This is a genomic window from Candidatus Zixiibacteriota bacterium (assembly GCA_018820315.1).
In the GTDB taxonomy this organism is placed as follows: domain Bacteria; phylum Zixibacteria; class MSB-5A5; order JAABVY01; family JAHJOQ01; genus JAHJOQ01.
The window spans coordinates 38,722-58,871 of sequence record JAHJOQ010000137.1; the positions used below are offsets into that span (position 1 = coordinate 38,722).

The following is a 20,150-nucleotide window of genomic DNA, read 5'->3' on the forward strand; positions in this document are numbered from 1 at the left end:
AAGCGAAATCGCTGAGAATCGGCCACAAAAAACTGTCGACTGAATATTCCGATTGTATAAGGTGGTGATGTCAGTCCGATTCTGTCCGATCAACTAAGTATCGAATTCAATTGACAAGTTGATCGCCAGAGTTTTATTTCGAGTCTAACTGAACGGTAGGAGTGGCTATGCGTGCTTTGATCACCGGTATAACTGGACAAGATGGTTCATATCTTGCAGAATTTCTCCTTGAGAAGGGTTATGATGTTTACGGCATGGTTCGCCGTAATTCGACAGAGAATTTTGAGAGAATCAACCACATTCGCGACAGAATCAATCTGATGCATGCTGATCTGTTTGATCAGCTTTCGCTCATCAGGGTCCTTCAGGAAGCAAAGCCAGACGAGGTATATAATCTTGCCGCACAGTCATTTGTACCGACCTCATGGTTGGAGCCGGTTCTTACTGGCGAGTTCAACGGACTCGGTGTCACAAAGATCCTTGAGGCAATCAGGCTAGTTGACAAGAAAATCCGTTTCTACCAAGCGTCATCATCTGAGATGTTCGGTAAAGTGCAGGAAGTTCCTCAGACTGAGAAGACGCCGTTCTATCCGAGAAGTCCATACGGCGTTGCGAAAGTCTATGGCCACTGGATCACAGTGAACTGCCGCGAGTCATACGGTCTCCATGCATGTTCCGGCATCCTGTTCAACCATGAATCGCCAAGACGCGGCCTCGAATTTGTCACGAAGAAGATCACTGATGGCGTAGCGAGAATCAAACTCGGTCTCGCCGATGAGCTTCGACTCGGCAATCTTGATGCGAAACGCGATTGGGGTTTCGCCGGAGATTTTGTCCGGGCGATGTGGTTGATGCTCCAGCAGGACAGCGCCGAGGATTTTGTCATCGCGACCGGAGAGAACCACTCGGTCGAGGAGTTCGTGCGCATGGCATTCGAACATGTCAATCTCGATTTTAAGCAGTTCGTGAAGACAGATCCCAAGTTCGTTCGTCCCGCCGAGGTTGATATTCTTCTCGGGGACTCCTCTCGCGCCCGCAAGAAACTAGGATGGGAACCTAGGGTGCCATTCGAGCAGCTTGTCCTCATGATGGTCGATTCCGATCTCCAAAAGCACCGGAAGATCATCGAAAGCAAGTAATTTATGCGCGCTCTTGTCACCGGTATCGTTGGATTTGCAGGATCGCACCTTGCTGCTGAACTTCTTGATGCCGGGTATGAGTTGTACGGCACGCAGCTTCAGGGCGAGAGCCGCCAACGACTGGAGGGGATCACGAGTTCTATTTCTATCTCGACGGTTGACCTGACCGATCATGCCGCCACAAGAAGGCTCGTGAGAAGGGTAAAGCCGGACGCGATATTTCATCTGGCAGCCATCTCCGCTGTCGGATATTCGTTCAAGAATCCGCGTCGCACGTTTGATGTCAATGTCAACGGCACATTGCATCTTCTCGAAGCGCTACGCGAGATAGGCACAGCCAAGAGCATCGTCGTTGTTACATCTTCGGATGTCTACGGCGTTGTGCGTCCCTCAGATCTTCCAATAAAGGAATCGACGCCCCTGGTACCAATAACACCATACGGTGTTTCCAAAGCCGCTGCTGACATGCTTGGCTATCAGTATTTTAGATCCTACGGGCTGCCGATAATGCGAGCGAGAGCTTTCAATCACACGGGACCGAAACAGGACCAGGGATTTGTCGTCGCTGACTTCTGCAGACAGGCTGCGCTCATCGAATCGGATCGTCTGCGGCCGGTACTCACGGTCGGCAATCTTGAAGCAAAACGGGATATATCGGATGTCCGGGATATAGTCAAAGGATACAGGCTTATAGCCGAGAACGGCAAACCGGGCGAAGTGTACAATCTGTGTTCCGGCAAATCTCACCGAATAAAATCCATCCTTGATAATATACTAAAGATGATTACGTTGGATGTAAGGATTGAACTTGATCCGAAGCTGTTACGACCTTCGGAGATACCTAATCTGGTCGGAGATCTTACGAGGGCAAGGCGGGCAGTTGGATATAAACCTAAGTATGAGTTGACAGGAACTCTTGCGGATACTCTTAGTTATTGGAGAAAGGCTGTACGGAGGAACAAGATTTGAAAACGCTGGAAGCCAAAATACGCGACCACTCCGCCGTTGTAGGAGTGATAGGACTAGGATACGTAGGGCTTCCTCTCGCAGTGGAATTCGCGGAGGAAGGTTTCAAAGTCATCGGATTCGACATTTCCAAGGAGAAGTGCAAGTTAATCAGCGCCGGGAAATCGGATATTCTGGATGTGTCGAGTGAGCGAGTCAAGGCTCAGATAAAGATCAAGAATTTCGTAGCCACGGGCGACTTCACGAAAATGAAACAGGTCGACTGCGTGGCGATATGCGTTCCGACCCCCCTTTCCAAGACCAAGGATCCTGATGTCACCTACATTCTCAGCGCTGTGAATGAGGCGAAGAACCACCTCCACAAAGATATGCTTGTGGTTTTGGAATCGACAACCTATCCCGGCACGACAGAGGAACTGATCAGACCGTTGCTTGAAGAGAAAGGATTCACAGTCGGGACCGATCTGTATCTTGCATTTTCGCCCGAGAGAATTGATCCGGGAAATGAGAAGTACGGAACCAAGAACACACCGCGCATTGTTGGTGGGTGCACTCCGAAATGCTGCAAGATGGCGAAACTGTTCTACGAGCAGGTCATCAACCACGCCGAAGCCGTATCGTCAACTCAGGCTGCTGAGATGGTCAAACTTCTGGAAAACACTTTCAGGTCGGTTAACATTGCACTGGTCAATGAGGTCGCACTCATGTGTGACAGACTGAAGATCGACGTCTGGGAGATTATTGACGCGGCATCGACCAAGCCATTCGGATTCATGCCGTTCTACCCCGGCCCCGGTCTCGGCGGACACTGTATACCGATCGACCCGCACTATTTGGCATGGAAACTGAAATCGCTCAACTACTATTCACGCTTCATTGAACTTGCCGGAGATATCAATTCGCATATGCCGGAGTATGTTGTGGACAGAGTGACACGTGCTCTCAATGCGCGCGGTGCTGCTCTGCGCGGTGCGAAGGTTGTGGTGCTCGGAGTGGCATACAAGCGCGACATTTCTGATGTGCGCGAGTCTCCTGCGCTTGACGTGATGAAGCTGCTTGATAATCAAGGCGCGAAAATCAGTTACTGCGACCCGTATGTACCAGTGGTGCATTTCGACGATGGTGATAAGAAGTCGGTGAAGCTGACTGCGGGACTTCTGCAGTCTGCAGATATTGTGGTCGTATTGACTGACCACACTAATTTCAACTATCAGTGGATTGCTGACAACTCACAGCTGATCTTCGATACGCGCAACGCTTGCAAGCGTGTCAGGAACGGTAAGAAGAAAATAATCAGACTGTAAATCGGAGGATTATATGAAGAGAGTATTAGCTGCTCTGCTGATCTCAACATTGCTCGTTGGCGCGCTCGGATGCGCATCGATGAACAAGACCGAAAAAGGCGCTGTCGTAGGCGCTACTGCCGGTGCGATTCTCGGCGCTGTGATCGGTGACGCTGCAGGCAACACAGCCGCTGGTGCGATCATCGGTGCTGCTGTTGGAGGAGCTGCCGGAGCGATTATCGGTAGCTACATGGACAGGCAGGCCGAGGAAATTCGGCGCGACATCGAAGGCGCAAAGGTCGAGAGAATCGGCGAAGGCATCAAGATCACATTCCAGTCCGGAATTCTCTTCGATGTCAACAAGTCCGATCTGCAGCCGATAGCGCAAGACAATCTCGTGAAACTGTCGGCGATTCTCAACAAGTACGAAGACACCAAGATACTGGTCGAGGGACACACCGATTCGACCGGCACAGATGAACACAACATGAATTTGTCTATCAGTCGCACAAATTCGGTCGGGAATTACCTTGCAGGCCACCAGGTGAACCCAACTCGTTTGACCCTAATCGGCTACGGCGAGAAGCAGCCGACTGTTTCAAACAGCACACCCGAGGGGCGCGCGCAGAACCGCCGCGTCGAAATCGCAATCTTCGCTAATGACAAGCTGAAGAAAGAAGCACAGAAGCAAGCAGGCGGCTAACACGTCTTTTCTCACAGATATCAGCCCGCTCGGTGACATACGAGCGGGCTTCTCTACAGCGCTGTCAGGAATCCTTTCCTGTCGGATCAGTGCTCAAGACATACTCCCGGTTCACTTGTTCGATCTTCTGAATGGGAAATATCGGAAGTGGTCCGATGATTCACGGGGTCCCTAAGGCGCCAAGCCCATACTGATTCTGGCCCTGTCATATTCCGGCCTCAGGTAATCGTAATCATCCAGCCCCCATCCAAAGACAAGGTCAGAATTGCTGATTCCCTGCTTCAAGGACCAAACATGCGCCTCTATCGATTGCGAATTCGCACTCCGGGCAGCATACGCTGTGTAACGATCTGCAGCATCCTTGGTGCGAAAAGTCAAATCGAATTTCAGTCGCTGATGGAATCAGCCAGTGTCGCATTCGCATCATGTCTCACCTGGTCGCACTGAACAGGCGTATTTCGAAAATTCAGCGATGAGGATTTTATTGTTGAAATGCTTGATATTACGAGCTAATGTAAAATAACAAGCCAGACATGAACGCTGATTCGGAGGGACGATGCCAACATCAACCTGGTTGCTGCTGATATTGCCGCCTGTCATCCTCGTGATTCTCGAAATCATTCACTTCACGCGAGACGAGAAGGAACTCTGATATGGATCCGACTCTGATAGGCTTCCTGTTATATCTCCTGACAATACTGATAGTTGGCGTCATCACCGTTAGATTTACACATACGTTGGCAGATTATATAATCGCCGGGCGACGTCTCGGGGCGTGGGTTGTGGCATTCTCGGAGAGGGCTTCGGGTGAATCGGCATGGCTTCTGATAGGCCTGCCGGGGCTCGCGTGGGCATCAGGGTTCTCGGCACTATGGCCGGCAGTCGGTTGCACATTCGGAATCCTCTTCTCATGGGTGTTCATAGCGAGAAGGCTGCGAATCAGCACGGAGGAATATTCCGCAATTACGCTTCCCGACTATTTCGAGGCAAGATTCGGCGATGATTCACACCTGTTGCGGGTTGTCTCAACATTGGTGATCGTATTCTTCTTCACAATGTACGTCGCCGCTCAATTTCTCGGTGCAGGCAAAGTTCTCAATGCGACTTTCGGAATATCCCACATCTGGGGCATGGTCATCGGCGCCGTGATAATCCTCTTTTACACCATTCTCGGCGGGTTCTTTGCCGTGGCATGGACCGACCTGTTCCAGGGTATTCTGATGGTCGGCACGTTGGTTTGTCTACCCGTGCTTGCCCTGGTTGAAATCGGTGGATTCGGTGCTCTTGCCGACAAGCTTACAGCAATTAACCCCGCTTTAGTCACGATCACTGAAGGCAAGTCTGGCTGGGAGATGTGGTCTGTTATCCTGGGAGGGCTTGCAATCGGCCTCGGTTACATGGGACAGCCGCATCTGGTGACGCGGTTCATGGCAATTCGTGATCCAAAGGACTTGAAGAAAGGTTCTTTTATTGCAGTGATATGGGCACTCCTTGCATTCTGGGGAGCCGTACTTATCGGGATATTGGCACTCGGTCTTTACGGCACCGGCTTTGAAGATCAGGAACAGGTGATGCCGTTTATGACAAACGCACTGTTCCCGGCATGGATAGCCGGGATTCTGATATCGGGCGCAATTGCGGCGATGATGTCGACCGCCGACAGTCAATTGCTGGTATCGACTTCCGCGATTTCCGAAGACATATATCACCAGATGATCGACAGCAACGCATCGCAGAGATTGCTGGTCACTATCTCGCGAATCGCGACATTTGTAGTAGCGGTGATTGCTTTTGTGCTCGCTTTGTCAGCCGAAAACACCGTCTATAAGTTTGTTCTTTATGCGTGGGCGGGACTTGGAGCATCGTTTGGCCCCGCTCTGTTATTGTCGCTCTGGTGGAAGAGTGTCAGCAGGTGGGGAGTGCTTGCAGGAATGATCTCCGGTACGCTGACTGTCGTCCTCTGGAAATCCGTATTCAATCTATCCGATTATTTGTATGAGCTGATTCCGGGGTTCTTCGTTGCGTTGATGTCTATCATCGTTGTAACTTTGGTTGCTAAAAAGAAGCCTCGCTCGGACTGAGAGCAGCGCAGAGCGGCTGTGTGGCCGCGATCTGTGATCGCAGTTCGACCAGGATGGGAATTCTGGCGCGCGAATGAAGTCTATTGCTCTGATTTCTCTTTCTCTAACGCTCGCAAGCTGTCACGTATTTGACTCTTGGTCCTCACATTCTTGAGAACGCTGTCAGGAATCGCTTTCTTGGCAGTAGTGGTGTCTGACTCAGCTGCACTTTCCTTTTCAATTTCTTCGAAATCGGGCTGGCTTCTCATTTTTACATACTGTGACCGCTCTTTTTCGAAGATCAGTACATCGGCAAGCTGCTTTCCGAGCGCATCGCTTTCTGGGAAGTTGCAGTCCCAGATATCGGTTTCACCGAAATAGAGCATAGTTCCCTCTGAATCAAATACCATGCGAAGTGGAATATCGAGATAGCTCTTGCTCGTCACTCTCGTCGTTGCGTTCTTACCGAAGATCTTGAAGTTTATGACAGCGTAACCGGCACGTTTCGGAGTGAGGTCAAAGGTGCCTGAGTATGTGTCGCCGGTTCTTGGCCTGGCCTCCCAGGATTGCGCGAGGCTGTCTATTTGCACGGTCGGCAAGTAGACCCATTGAAACTGTATGTTGTGAACAAAATTAGTATTCGTGGTCACTTTAAATGTGACAGTAGATACCGAGTCTATCCGGGGAATGGGTGAAATGGACAACTCCACATCGAATGGAATACCCCTGCGGCGGCTGGGACCTTCGAAACGGTTCTTCCTTACGATTCGAATTTCGTTCATGTTGTTTGTGTGGAAATTCCCTGGACAGTTGCTGATCGGCGAAGGGTGCTTGCCGAAAGAGAGAGACTTGCCGTCGATTCCGAAACTCGCCTCCAGCTGATAGAGGCTGTGAATCTTGTCGTGAGGCAGAAATTGTTCGATTGCGATATAGAAGTTGCCTCCCAGAAGGAATGTCATTGGGATATCAACCTCGAGTGGTTTGCCTGCCTGAGGAGTCGGCCATGAAAACTGCTCGGCACCGAAGACGACATATTCAGACGGCAGGGCACGAATTCTAAATGCCAGGGTGTCGGCAACTTGTCGGGCAGCCGTAAACTTCACGTGAAGTGTGGAGGTATCTCCGACAACAGGCGATTGGAGAAAGCTGAGCTCGGCAGCAAACGGGAAATCGGTCCCGGCGGATTCGACAGTGTCGATCGGCTCGAATATGACAGTGCCCGACGCATCCCCTTCTGCCAGAATGACATTGACGCAGATAAGCAGCAAGCCGATGGTCGCCAGGATCGTTATGCTACTGAGACTCTTCATATCCTACCTGTTGTCAATACGCTTGATGAATTTAAGTTTGAATCGAGGATCATATTTGCCTTTGGAGCACCGACCGCACGAGCGTTCGCGGAGTCTCTTGCGGCTTGGGAATGTCTCGCCGCACGACGGGCATTGATACAAATACCTCAGTCCTCGCAGCATTCCGGGGTAATCCTTTGCGAAGCGAGTAGTGCCAATCCTTGCAGCTTCCTTTTTGAATTCGGGACCGTGATTCAGAATCTTCAAATGAATCATTTCATGTTTCAGCGTATCCACAATATCCTCAGGATAGTGCTTGTGGTAAGCCATGCCGAGCTTGATAATCAGATGGCTCACTATACATTTCCCGGCATGTTTCATCCTCGATGACCATTCGATTCTCACATTCGGAAGAGCACCGCAATAATACTTGACGTTGAGATTGTCGTAAAGCCTGAGCAGATCTGCCTCATCAGGAAAGAAATGTCCGCCCCTGACCCTTTCGAGGAATTCCTGTTCGGGATCAGATGTGAATAGGTCGAGATTATGAATCTTGAGTGCCTGTATTGTCGCCTGGCGCATATATTACCTCATTTTGCTCAACCAGTATAGGGCAATTCTATCTTGCTTACAAGTTCAAATTCGATTAGATTCAAGAAGTCACACAATAGAGGGACTTATGCAGAGAATCATGCTAATATTGCTGGCCTTGGTGCTGCTGCAGGGCTGTGCCGAGAAGATTGACTACGGTGAGACAGTTATATTTGTGTCTAATCTCGGTGATGGCCTCACCGGCACCGGCACTCCGTATGATCCATTCCGCTCACTCGAAACAGCGATCGATTCTGCATCCAACGGGTCGGTGATTCAGTTGTCCGCCGGTGTATATGAGGCTGTTCCGAACCGATATGATGAGGCTGAATGCGGAAATTGCGAGGTGCATCTGACGCCGGTGACTGCGACCGCCGGATTTCATATCAGAAACAAAGTGCTGACGATCCGCGGGGCAAATCGAGATAGCTGTATCATGATTACGAATGCCGGATACGGTCTGCTTTTCGAGCAGAGCTATGGTTCGAAGATCACAAATGTCACAATTACCGGTGGAGTTCGCGACAGTGACGGCAATGCGACCGATGCAGCGGTGATTGCCAAGTATTCGAGGGTAACGATTGAGAATTGCAATATTGCCGACAACACAGACCGGGATACGTCGGTCGTCGTCGGTATCGGCGGCATATTCGGGCGTGAATCATCGACGCTGATAATTCACGGCAATTCCATTCGCAACAACGGCTGGGATGGGATAGCCCTGTATCGTGGCGCGGTAGCCCTTATCACCGATAATACGATTGATTCGGGCCGAGGCGCAGGGATCGGGATTACATGGGATTCAGAGGCGCTCGTCCAGCGCAACAAGGTTTCGAATTACTGGAAGGGAATCGGCACTTTCGGCAATTCGCGAGCTGTTGTGCAGAACAACGTCGTGTTCGACAATCTCGGATGGGGAATTATCCTGACCGGGACATCATTCATGGAAGTGCGCAACAATACGATTGTGCACAATGGCAATTGCGGTCTTGCATGCTGGTCGGAGGATGCACGCGGAGTGGCGATCAACAACATAGTCGTTAACAACGGCTGGCGTGACGAATGGGTCTGTCCCTGTGTCGGCGTGCAAATGTGGGGGCAACTGCGCAATTTCCCCGTATCATACAATAACGTCTGGAACAATGTTGCGGGCAATTACAAGGGTATGCCGGAATGGACCGACAAATATGGCAATGTCTCGGTCGATCCGATGTTTGTCGATTCGCTCGATTTTCATATTCAGGACGACTCCCCATTGTGGCATATTGGCGATCCGTATTACACAGATCCTGACGGCACTCAATCTTCGATGGGAGCATACGGCGGCCAGGGGGATATCGAGTGGCGGCTGGGAATATCCGACGTTCAGAGTAGTGGGCGTGGCCGCGATCTGTGATCGCGGTTTACAAATCCAGTTGTCAGGATCTCCTCACTGACGTTCGGACCTGCTCTTCGCTTCGCTTGTGCAGGCAGGGATCCTGACCTCCTAGACTGGGAATATCCGACGCTCAGAGTAGTGGGCGTGGCCGCGATCTGTGATCGCGGTTTACAAATCCAGTTGTCAGGATCTCCTCACTGACGTTCGGACCTGCCCTTCGCTTCGCTCAAGCAGGCAAGGATCCTGACCTACGGCATCTCCCAAAACTTCAACTCAAACCGGCCATTCGTCAACACCGCATACGTAAAGTTCTCGTACCAATCGCCCGTGTTGATATAGATGCCGCTCTCGAATTCGATTCGCTCCGGGTGATGCGTGTGGCCTATCATTACGCAGTCGTAACCCTCGCGGAGTTTGTTCTCGGCAAAATCGCGATATTCCTGCACGAATGAACTCTTCGGAACGCCCGACGAATGCTTGCGGCTTGTGCGCGAACACCATTTGGCAAACGGTATCCCGATATCGGGGGGGATCTGCCGGTAGAGGAAGATATTGACCCTATTTTGCATGATGCGTTTCAGGATTCGGTAGCCGTGATCAGCCTTTGCCAGACCGTCGCCGTGGATGAGATAGATGTTCTTGCCTTCATGTGTGACAGTGGTGGCATCTCTGAAAACTTCGATATCGAGATGGCGTGTCAGCATATCTCCAAGCCAGAAGTCATGATTGCCGGTGACGTATGACAGCTTGACGCCCGAATCGACGAGCTGCGAGAGCAGGAAGAGAACTTTGAGATGGTCTTTCGGGATGGCGTGTTTGTATTCGAACCAGAAATCGAAAAGGTCGCCGAGGATATAGAGATGCTCCCCGTTGGATGCGACCATCCGGAAGAATCCCTCGAGCTTACGCAGCTTCTCGCGCTCTTTTGCTTCGCTATCGTGCCCGAGATGCACATCGGAGATGAAATATACCGCCATAGGAATGGATGTTAATCAAATCGTGGAGAAATGGAAAGGGAATAGTTGCTGGATCAACCGCGAGTACGGTGCATCATCTATTAACCTCAGCACCCACGACTCGTTCTTGTGGTTGTACTTCGGGTTGAGTCTGTGAAGGATCAAGTCCATCAGCGATGGTCTGCCATGATGCACCAGCTCGTATCTGCCGAGCAGCTCTGAGTAGTGGGCGATCTGATCAGTGGGGTAGCCGTCGGTGAATACTACCACATAACTCGGCGGTGAATCTGCCGAGAGGTCGCCACGCACGATTGCCTCGTTGATACTGTACGTCGGCGTCAGCTTGACAGAATTCGGTTTGCGGTAGTCCCAATAATCGTACGGCAGCCATTTCTTGCGCGCGGAGCAATCGAACAGTACGCCATCGACATCATCCTGCCGCGACAGATAGACCATCGGATCGACAGCCCCACGGTGCGCGTAATTGAATGTGAACGGAATGACGAGAATGATGTTCAGCACAATAAACCAACCCCAAAGCGCCAGCCGAAGTCCGCGCCATCTGAAATACCATCCGCCACTCTTGTAGAGATAATACAAGCCGACACAGCCGAGTACAATCAGCACGGGGAATATCGGGATGACAAACCGTTCCTGCTTGTTGACGACGGCGGAGTGTCCCGCGACGAACAGAATCAGCGACGACCACAAGATCAGGTGATTGCGGATGACTCGCTTCATGAATATTGAACCGACGAACAGTATCGCGAAGGGCGGAATCATGATGCCAAAGAGCACGAGTATATATTTGTACCATGGCCCCGGTATCGTAGGTGGTTGCGACATATTGCCGATGATGTAATTCGATACGCTGCCGAGGAATTCGCCATGAGTGTAGACATCGAGCACACCTTGCAGGGCGACTACGACGAGCATCGCTGTGCTGAAAATGGCTGCCTGCCGCCATCGCCGGTTCTGAATGACCATCGCGAACGGCACAAATATTAGCGCGAGCCCAACATGCATCCGGATCATAAACGCCAGCCCTCCAAACAGGGCTGCAACACACGCGTCGATATCAGAACCTCGCTTCATACTTCGATGCGCATAGTAAAGCGCCGGTAGGAGAAGATCGGCTGAGACCATCTCGACCAGGTTTCGAGCAGCGAAAAATGGCATGAAGAAATGTGCGCCGAGGATCAGCCCACCGGCAAGCGCAGTCTCGGTATCGGTCTCTTCTTTCAAATACCGATAGCCGAATATTACCGGCAGCAGCGACAGGAGCACGTGGATGAGCCGGTCGAAATACATATGCACATCCAGATGCTCGACACCGAATGCCGAAGTTATCTTCATGATACCAAGCAGAGACAGATTGTAGACAACGCTGCGCAGCACTCCGATTTCCGGCTTGCCTTCCCATCGGAGAGTGCCGTCATCAAGGAAAATCCCCTCGTGCTGCCAAGCCCAGGCGATGCGCACAGTCTCGAAATGGTCATCGTGCGCCATGTAACCCTGCGAGAAAATAGCCGCGAGTATTCGCAAGGCGACCGCGACGATTATCACGACGAGAAACGGATGCTTCTTCATGAATGATAACATAGGCAGCGGTAATTTATGATTTCCAGGTATGCGATTCAAGTTTAAATTTGCGCGCAGTCCCCCTGCGCAGTCAGGAATCCTTTCCTGACTGCAGACTGGAGCGGGAAGGAAAGGGTTCCTTCCCGCGCGGAATCGTGTTCTCGTCTTCAAACTCCACTTTCTACAAATATTTGCACTGTGACTCTGAAATGATATATTAGAGGAAAACCGGCACACCGGGAGGTTGGCATAGTTACACGTCGCGATTTCTTGAAGAAGACTGGCAAGGCTGCCGCAGCATCAGCGCTGTTCGGGGCGGGCTATCTTCTGGCAGATTCAAGACCTGATTTCCCTGTGGAAAAAAAGGCTCTTGGGATCCATCTCAAATATGCAATCGACGATCCGATTCTCGCACAGAAGCTCGCCGTTGCACGAGACGATTCGCCTGCCAGACTCGTCGAAAGAGCGTTGCTGGCTCTTGGCGGGATCGGTCAGTTTGTCTCGAAAGGTGACCGAGTCGTGATAAAGCCGAATGTCGGCTGGGATCGTGTACCGGAGCAGGCTGCCAACACGAATCCGGAAGCGGTCGCGCAGATGGTAAGGATGTGCCTGGCTGCCGGTGCAAGAGAGGTCATCGTTACAGATGTTACCTGCAACGATCAGCGGCGGACATTCCTCCGTTCCGGAATTCAGGCAGATGCTGAAAAAGCTGGCGCGAAGGTTCCCCTCTCGACAGACAGCGATTTCACTGAGATTGATCTCGGTGGTCAAGTCCTGACCGTATGGCCGGTGCTCAGACACATGATCGAGGCTGACAAGTTTATCAATATGCCGATTGCGAAGCATCACAGCCTCACCGGCGCGACTCTCGGCATGAAGAATCTTTACGGCATCATTGGTGGCAGGCGGAATCAGCTTCACCAGAAGATTGATCAGTCTATTGTCGATCTGGCGACATTCATGAAGCCGACTCTTGTGGTGGCGGACTGCTATCGCGTGTTAATGCGCAATGGACCGGTCGGTGGAAATCTTGATGATGTGAAGGAATGCCGCGCTGTTGTCGCCGGAATAGACCAGGTTGCTGTCGACGCGTATCTCACGCGCTTCCTCGATAAGACACCGGAGGATGTGAGCCACATCGCGCTTGCTCATCGAGCGGGGCTCGGCGGCATGAATCTGGATCATATAACGATTCTGGACGGTTAGTAATGACAATTGAAACAGTCCGTAATCTCAGACGCACCTCACAGGGCCTGTTTCTCGCAATATTCCTTATCCTGCTTCTCAGAACCGGATTCTCCGGATCGTTGTCCGCAGACGCAATCAAAGATTTCAGGCTGTCCTGGCCGGTGGCTGTGTTCCTGCAGTTCGATCCGCTCATGGCAATCTCGACAATGCTCACGACATGGCGTCTTTACGACGGGCTTCTGTGGTCTCTGATCCTTGTTGTCGCGACGTTGTTTTTCGGGCGATTCTTCTGCGGCTGGGTCTGTCCGACGGGAACAGTTAATCACTTGTTTTCATTGGGAAAAGCTAATCGCAAATCGCTACTTGGCAAAAGCGTCGTAGACTCGAACCGATGGCACCGTTACCAGAAGTTGAAGTACTACATATTGATATTGATGCTCGGGGCAGCTCTGCTGACCTCGCTTTTGACCGGCATTCTCGATCCACTGTCGCTGCTGATCAGATCAGTTGGTCTGGTTGTGATCCCGATGGTTTTGTATGTCATAGATTTTGTCAACGGTATCCTTTTTGGTGCAGGAGCGACTGCTCTGACCTATCCGGGAATCGCGCTGAACATGTTCTCTGAGCATGTGCTGTTGATGACAAAACCGGTACACTATCACACAATTATCTCCTTGGGACTATTCTTCTTCCTCGTGCTTGCGACCAATCGAGTATTTACCAGATTCTGGTGCCGTGGCATTTGTCCTCTCGGGGCGTTGCTCGGGATACTATCTCGATGGTCGATTCTTGGGATGGAGAAATGTCATGAGAACTGCACCGACTGCAATCTCTGTCTTAAGTACTGTCAGGGCGGAGACGACCCGATTGCGAACACACCGTGGAGAAAGGCCGACTGCCATCTATGTCTGAATTGTCAGGCTGTTTGTCCTGAAAATGTCATCAAGTTTAAGCTGTTTCCGAAGGATGCTCTCGATCAAGTGAATCCGGCGCCTGATATCACACGCCGCAAAGTTGCTGCTTCGATTCTCGGTGGGGCCGTCGCCGTTCCACTGATGCGGTCCGGGGATGATTTTGAGGCGAATTTCAATGAGAAATTGATCCGCCCGCCCGGCTCGGTCTCTGAGGACCAGTTTCTGTCGAGATGTGTCCGTTGTGGCGAATGCATGAAAGTCTGCCCGAACAACGCTTTGCACCCGACGTTTCTGGAAGCTGGCTGGGAAGGTATATGGTCGCCGATTCTGATCCCACGCATAGGCTACTGCGAGCACACATGCACACTTTGCAGTCAGGTTTGTCCGACCGGCGCGATCAGGGAGATTACGCTCGAAGATAAGGTTGGAACTGAGGACAAACGCGCGATTTCGATTGGCACTGCATTTTTCGATCGCGGGCGATGCCTCCCCTGGGCGATGGCGACACCCTGCATCGTCTGTGAGGAATGGTGCCCGACATCGCCAAAAGCGATTTATTTCGTCGAAGAGGAAGTGGTCGGACCTGACAAGAAGCTCGTTACGGTGAAACGACCGCACATGAACCCGGATGTTTGCATTGGATGCGGGGCTTGCGAAAAAGTCTGCCCGATTGTCGATAAGCCTGCGGTATATGTAACATCGGTGGGGGAAACACGCTCATCATACAATCAGATACTTCTTGAAAGAACAATGAAACGGAAATCGTCGTAAGTGGAGGCGATATCTTTATGAAGATAAGATACATTATTCTGGTGAATTTGATATTTGTGCTTGTGGCCGGATGCGGTGAGCAATCCGATACCGAATCATCCGGCCAACAGGGCGCGGCGAAGTCGTCCCCGAAGCAAGTCGTCTCTACGACTGCAATACTTCCACGAACCGAGGAACTTGCCGGATTTGAGAAAGTCTCGGACGATCGTGTGTTCGACGCGTATGAGACACTGGACTATGTCGGTGAAGATTCCCTGCTATTCGCAGACTACAGAGTGGTTGCAGCCGCATCTGCCGATTACATTGCCACTGAGGCCGATCTCCAGTTTGCAGTAGATGTGTACCGATTCCCCGGTTACTCCGAAGCTTTTGGAATCTATGCCCACCATCGCAAACCTGAACTGAAATATGTCAATGTCGGAACGCAGGGATACCTCGCTGATGGGTCGCTGTCGTTTTTCAGCGGAGACTACTATGTCAAAGTCTCGGGATATGCAGATTCCGAAGACAATGACTCGGCAGCAGTATACCTTGGCATGGCCGCGGCAAATCGAATCGACCAGAAATCGGTCTACCCGGCAGCAATACTCCTTATGCCTGAAGAGGGGAAGATCATCAATTCAGAGGAGTATTTCCCATTGAAGTTCCTCGATCACGATTTTTTCTCACCCGCGTATGCGTGCCGGTATCACCTCGGTGATTCGGTTTCGACTCTTGTCTTCATGCCGCGTGGATCGACAGCGGAGCTTCTTCAATACAAAGAGATTCTCACCAATCGGGGAAATAAAGTCATCGAGGAGCAACAGGGGGAACTACGCCTTTACTTCTGCGATGATGATAGACATGGCAGAGTCATCATGTCATCCAGAGCGGGGCGATTGGCTGGTGTAATTAACACCCCTGACAGGATCCTCGGTATGGAACTTCTTATGAAGCTCTGGAACAATGTCGATGTTGCGCAGCAGGGACACGATTGATCTCTTTCGCGACCACGGCGGCGACGTTATATTAGTCGCAACGTCGAACACAAACCGCTGGAGCGATCTATGATAGATTTCGAGTTCACCGATGACTACAACACCGTCGCGCAGCTTGCTCGTGACGTGGTTCATAAATATCTGAAGCCGAAGATCACCGAGCTCGATCGTGAAGCGAAATACGATCCCGATTTTGCCGGTCATTTGAAAGATGCTGACCTTCTCGGAGTCTGCATCCCCGAAAAATACGGCGGCATGGGGATGGACCATATCTCCCTTGGGCTGGTCTGCGAAGAGATGGAGTATATCGACACATCAGCACGAATTATCTTCTCGGTGCATGTCGGGCTCAATTCAATGACGCTTCTGACATGGGGAAATGAGGCGCAGAGAGAGAAGTCCCTCGTCCCACAGGCGGACTATCTGCTCGGATTCAGAACCGACCGTCCACCGAGATGTCTGCTGCCGGCATACGAAGAGTAGTCGCACAGGCAGCGAAGAATCAACATGTTTGTCACACCCGAAATCATCGCTGAGATTGAGAAGCAGTATGGCAAGCCTGAGGAGCGCTCGGCTCGCTTTGAGATGTCTGTTAGGCATTTTGCCAATCTGAAGAGTAGTCAGAAGAATGGTCGCAGTCACGATGTTACGCTTTTCATCAGGAAAGACGACAAATTTGTCGTGATAGCCAAGCATTTCTATCCTCCGGGGCTTTATCGTCCACCATCGGGCGGGATCAATCCTGGGGAAGGCTTTGTCGATGGTGCGAAGCGCGAGGCAAAAGAGGAGACCGGATGCGATGTTGAGCTCGTGCGCTATCTGATGCGAGTTTCGGTCGAGTTTTTTTGCGGGGCCGAGGCTGTCGACTGGACAAGCCACGTGTTCTTGGCCGACTATATTTCGGGAGTGATTAAACCGCTGGACACGGTGGAGATTCGAGAGATCGCTCTGGCCGGAATCGATAAGTTCCTATATTTCAAGGAGTTACTTCTTGCAAGCGATTCCGGGGGCATGCATTATCGGGCGTATCTTCACGATGAAATCCTAAAAATCCTCTGAATTGTTTGATCTCACTGACAGATTCTGACAGTCACCAGGCCTATAATTGATATTGAAATAAGGGTTGGGGCATTAGGGGCTCGGGTACGGCCTGTCGGCTAGGAGTTGTATTGGCATTCCCTATCAAGATGCTACTCCAGTCCGCTCTTCAGCGCGCCGGCAGGCTGACTATTTTGGCTTTCGCATAGGAAGCCCTGGGTGTAGGGGACAAGGATGTCCGACAGCCGGTGCGCCACACGTGCACCGGCGTTTTGTTGAATGTTGGCTCGTGTTCAGGCACTTGACGACTATTCACACCGTTGAAGAACGTTGCCCTGCAATCCTGGATTCAGATCTTCGGGCCTGTTGAAAAACCCTAAGTAATATCATTGCGAGCGAAGCGTGGCAATCTCCGTATTTCACAATAGCCTTGATTGACATAGAGGCCGCCACGTCGCTTCGCTCCTCGCGATGACGACGTTCCGCGGTCCGTGGCTTTTTCAACAGGCCCCCTCGTCGGAATGACGCGCCCAAAGGCGCGTTTCTGTTGTGAATCATCCAACAATATCCGTAACATCAAATTCACTGCAACTCTGAGAGGTTATGATGAGACGATTATTGTTTGCGATATGTGTGTTTGTCGGTCTTGCAATTGTTCTTTCGATTGCCGCCTATGCGGGTGAGATTGCGCTCAGTTTCGATGATGCCCCGAAAGGCAATTCGGGCTACTACACGGGACTGAAGCGAACCGAAGTCTTGATTGACAAACTCGCCAGTCTTGGAATTCCCGAAGTTGTGTTCTTCTGCAATTCGAAAAAACTAGAGAATGATTCCGGTCGAGTGCGCATTCAAATGTATTCCGATGCCGGGCACTTGATCGCAAATCACAGCCACACGCATCCCGATCTTGACGGCATGGACGCACGAAGATTCATCAGAAATATCGAAGTTGCACATGACGTTCTGAAAGACTTCCCGACATTTGTGAAGTGGTTCCGGTTTCCGTATCTGCACGAAGGCAGAACTGAGGCTGCGCGAGATAGTGTCCGCGGAGCGCTTGTGAAGATGGCTTACGAGCAGGGATATGTCACGGTCGACAACTATGATTGGTATCTCGACAAGCGTTTGAGCGACGCGATTCGGGATAGTCTGACAACCGATATCGATAAGCTGCGAGATATCTATGTCGAAATGTTGTGGAGCGCGATCCAGCATTTCGATAATATAGCAGTCGAGACACTTGGCCGGTCGCCAAGACATGTGCTGCTTCTTCATGAAAATGATGTCGCCGCCCTGTTCATAGATGACCTCGTGAATCGAATTCGCGAGAATGGCTGGAAGATCATCTCTCCGACGGCGGCGTTTCAGGATTCGATAGCGTATCATCTTCCTGATGTGCTCATGCTTGGTCAGGGGCGCGTCGCAGCGATCGCCCATGAGATGGACTATCAAGGTCCGCTGTGGCATGAATCTGAGGACACCGACTACCTCGACAGTCTGCTTGCAGCAGAGGAAGTATTCGAATAGTAATCACCCGAAACTCTGCATATCAGAACAGCATGGAGTTCCCCTATTGCGTGATCGAACATCCCATAGTATACTTACCTATCCTCTTGATGACTGGAGATGTCCTATGACACGCTTTTGCCTGGTCGTGCTTTTGTTGCTGTCATTTTCAATCGATGCTGCTGCACAGGAATTTATATCCAAGCGCAAGCCACCTTCCGGCAGAACATTTGGTGTCGGCTTGGGGATTCCGTACGGAGTAATCGGCGTGAACGTTGATTTCAAGGTTGATGACTTCGTTAATCTGTCGGCCGGTATCGGCAGCACTGTGTTTGCAGGTCTGGGGTACAGCATCGGAATGAAATACTTCATAACTTCTCCGGAGAGCGCAGTTCGACCGAGGCTATCGGCTTATTACGGCACCAATTATGTGTTTGTGAGAGAGTATTATGGTATTGACAGGGATGACGAGGGGGAGACGTACAATGGTCTGACGCTCGGAATCGGTTTGCTCTTCATGATGGGCAACTCAAGATCTAACGGTTTCGATATCGACATCATGTACATTACCACGACGAGCTTCGATGCAGTGGAGAAACGTAGTGAAGGTTTCGTGTTCGACGAATCCAAAGATGTCAAGTTTTCGGTCGGGTATCGGCATGCGCTGTGACAGGAGCTCACATCACACCTCGATCTTGATCCGGATTCTTGGATGCTGCCCGGCTAATCCTCCATTCACTAGAGACTATATTGCTGCCTTCAGTGTGCCGACTGCCTACAAGTGCAACATCCGCGGGGTCTTCACTCTGCCATAGTATGGTGAGCAGGCATCGTCATACTGATATGTCGAAGCAGGACGGATTCGGGACAATCTGTCCGAGAATTCCCTTTGCGGGACCAATTTCTATTGCTATATTGTTTTTGAAAAGGCGGCTTGGGTTCCTTCGTTCTCTGACTGACTCATAATGACTGATCAATCGCCCAAGCACCTGCCTCAATAATCAGTTGTGTTCCAGACGTGTGGTTCTGTGTTTTCCAAGAGTGGCTAGGAGAAACTTGAGATAGAATTTGTCAGTTGGTTCCTGCACATTTTTGCTGGAGAGGTATGCCCTATGACTAGATCGCAAGATGACCGGAGGCGGGGTGAGGAGCCTGAACATCAGTTCCCCCTGTGGGCGCCGAAAGCAGGTGTCATTATCGGATCAGCGACCTTGGTATTCCTGATGATTCTTGTGTTTATGACGCTGTTCGGCGCCGTCATAGACCAAGCAACGCGGTATCTCATTGTGGCAATTCTAGCACTCGGAACGGCGCTTGCAACATCATTTCTCAGTGGATCGGCAGCGGCAGAAGGGAAGCTCCCTTTTTCACTTTCAGGAAAACCGATTACGTTCAGCGTGACTGGTGGGATCGCGACCTTTGTGATAGTCTTTAGTCTGGTTTCCTTTCTGTGGAAGCCTGCTGATACAGGGACCAATGGATCTGAAGGTGAACCGCATCGCAGCTTCAGTGGGCGGTTAACAGTAGATGGAGTGCCGTTTAAGGATGCCTACCTGACATTATTCCCTGACTCTCTCAATGATTCCAAGCGCCCGAGTCGGACAGATGAGTCTGGCGCTTTCAGGTTTGACAACATTGTAGCGTTGTCGGACACTGCCTCGTTGTCTACTAAGTTACCAATGTATAAAGAAGCACGAAGGAACATCAGCCTGTGGAGATATTGTCAAGAGTTGTGGATGATTGTTTTGATAGTATCCTCAAGTTCTCCAGTTATGCAGCTTCCTTTATTTCTCCATCAACGAACTTAACA

18 protein-coding genes are annotated in these 20,150 nt (G+C 51.0%); 14 read left to right on the forward strand and 4 right to left on the reverse strand.

The features are described from left to right. Positions 1-167: 167 nt before the first annotated feature. The 5 genes from gmd to KKH67_13610 all read left to right on the forward strand — a co-directional run bounded on the left by gmd (position 168) and on the right by KKH67_13610 (position 6,172). Positions 168-1,139 (forward strand): GDP-mannose 4,6-dehydratase, encoded by a 972-nt coding sequence (gene gmd, locus KKH67_13590; GenBank protein ID MBU1320213.1) that lies wholly within the window; start codon positions 168-170, stop codon positions 1,137-1,139. Positions 1,140-1,142: 3 nt separating this feature from the next. Next, positions 1,143-2,108 carry a GDP-mannose 4,6-dehydratase gene (locus tag KKH67_13595; protein MBU1320214.1) on the forward strand — a complete coding sequence of 322 codons (966 nt, stop codon included), beginning with the start codon at positions 1,143-1,145 and terminating at the stop codon, positions 2,106-2,108. Then, positions 2,105-3,409, forward strand: a complete 1,305-nt coding sequence (locus KKH67_13600; GenBank protein MBU1320215.1) for a nucleotide sugar dehydrogenase — start codon at positions 2,105-2,107, stop codon at positions 3,407-3,409. The genes KKH67_13595 and KKH67_13600 overlap by 4 nt, the downstream gene beginning before the upstream one ends. Positions 3,410-3,422: 13 nt before the next feature. Beyond that, positions 3,423-4,091: an OmpA family protein gene (locus KKH67_13605; protein ID MBU1320216.1), complete on the forward strand. Its 669-nt coding sequence runs from the start codon at positions 3,423-3,425 to the stop codon at positions 4,089-4,091. A gap of 653 nt (positions 4,092-4,744) precedes the next feature. After that, positions 4,745-6,172 (forward strand): sodium/proline symporter, encoded by a 1,428-nt coding sequence (locus KKH67_13610; protein ID MBU1320217.1) that lies wholly within the window; start codon positions 4,745-4,747, stop codon positions 6,170-6,172. Positions 6,173-6,252: 80 nt separating this feature from the next. Here the strand turns inward: KKH67_13610 and KKH67_13615 are convergent, their stop codons facing one another. After that, positions 6,253-7,461, reverse strand: coding sequence for a hypothetical protein (locus tag KKH67_13615; GenBank protein MBU1320218.1), 1,209 nt, complete (start codon positions 7,459-7,461; stop codon positions 6,253-6,255). Positions 7,462-7,464: 3 nt separating this feature from the next. Next, positions 7,465-8,022: a SprT family zinc-dependent metalloprotease gene (locus tag KKH67_13620; GenBank protein ID MBU1320219.1), complete on the reverse strand. Its 558-nt coding sequence runs from the start codon at positions 8,020-8,022 to the stop codon at positions 7,465-7,467. A 97-nt stretch (positions 8,023-8,119) separates the two neighbouring features. Here KKH67_13620 and KKH67_13625 point away from each other — a divergent pair, with 97 nt between their 5' ends. Next, positions 8,120-9,427, forward strand: coding sequence for a right-handed parallel beta-helix repeat-containing protein (locus KKH67_13625; GenBank protein ID MBU1320220.1), 1,308 nt, complete (start codon positions 8,120-8,122; stop codon positions 9,425-9,427). 230 nt (positions 9,428-9,657) lie between these two features. Here KKH67_13625 and KKH67_13630 read toward each other — a convergent pair whose 3' ends face one another. Continuing rightward, a complete protein-coding gene (locus KKH67_13630) occupies positions 9,658-10,386 on the reverse strand; it encodes a UDP-2,3-diacylglucosamine diphosphatase (protein ID MBU1320221.1) in 729 nt (242 codons plus the stop codon). Positions 10,387-10,401: 15 nt separating this feature from the next. Beyond that, entirely contained in the window at positions 10,402-11,955 is a 1,554-nt protein-coding gene (locus KKH67_13635) for a glycosyltransferase family 39 protein (protein ID MBU1320222.1), read from the reverse strand. Positions 11,956-12,216: 261 nt separating this feature from the next. Here KKH67_13635 and KKH67_13640 point away from each other — a divergent pair, with 261 nt between their 5' ends. The 8 genes from KKH67_13640 (at position 12,217) to KKH67_13675 (ending at position 20,148) form a co-directional block, all read left to right on the forward strand. Then, positions 12,217-13,152: a DUF362 domain-containing protein gene (locus tag KKH67_13640; protein MBU1320223.1), complete on the forward strand. Its 936-nt coding sequence runs from the start codon at positions 12,217-12,219 to the stop codon at positions 13,150-13,152. 2 nt (positions 13,153-13,154) lie between these two features. After that, entirely contained in the window at positions 13,155-14,819 is a 1,665-nt protein-coding gene (locus tag KKH67_13645) for a 4Fe-4S binding protein (protein MBU1320224.1), read from the forward strand. 17 nt (positions 14,820-14,836) lie between these two features. Continuing rightward, positions 14,837-15,796, forward strand: coding sequence for a hypothetical protein (locus KKH67_13650; protein MBU1320225.1), 960 nt, complete (start codon positions 14,837-14,839; stop codon positions 15,794-15,796). Between the two features lie 69 nt (positions 15,797-15,865). Continuing rightward, positions 15,866-16,279 carry an acyl-CoA dehydrogenase family protein gene (locus KKH67_13655; GenBank protein ID MBU1320226.1) on the forward strand — a complete coding sequence of 138 codons (414 nt, stop codon included), beginning with the start codon at positions 15,866-15,868 and terminating at the stop codon, positions 16,277-16,279. A gap of 24 nt (positions 16,280-16,303) precedes the next feature. Continuing rightward, positions 16,304-16,855, forward strand: coding sequence for an NUDIX hydrolase (locus KKH67_13660; protein ID MBU1320227.1), 552 nt, complete (start codon positions 16,304-16,306; stop codon positions 16,853-16,855). Positions 16,856-17,440: 585 nt separating this feature from the next. Further along, positions 17,441-18,361: a polysaccharide deacetylase family protein gene (locus tag KKH67_13665; protein ID MBU1320228.1), complete on the forward strand. Its 921-nt coding sequence runs from the start codon at positions 17,441-17,443 to the stop codon at positions 18,359-18,361. Positions 18,362-18,467: 106 nt separating this feature from the next. Further along, positions 18,468-19,010, forward strand: coding sequence for a hypothetical protein (locus KKH67_13670; protein MBU1320229.1), 543 nt, complete (start codon positions 18,468-18,470; stop codon positions 19,008-19,010). Positions 19,011-19,551: 541 nt separating this feature from the next. Then, the gene (locus tag KKH67_13675; protein MBU1320230.1) at positions 19,552-20,148 is read left to right on the forward strand and encodes a hypothetical protein; all 597 of its coding nucleotides are present in this window, start codon (positions 19,552-19,554) and stop codon (positions 20,146-20,148) included. The last annotated feature ends 2 nt before the right edge of the window (positions 20,149-20,150 follow it).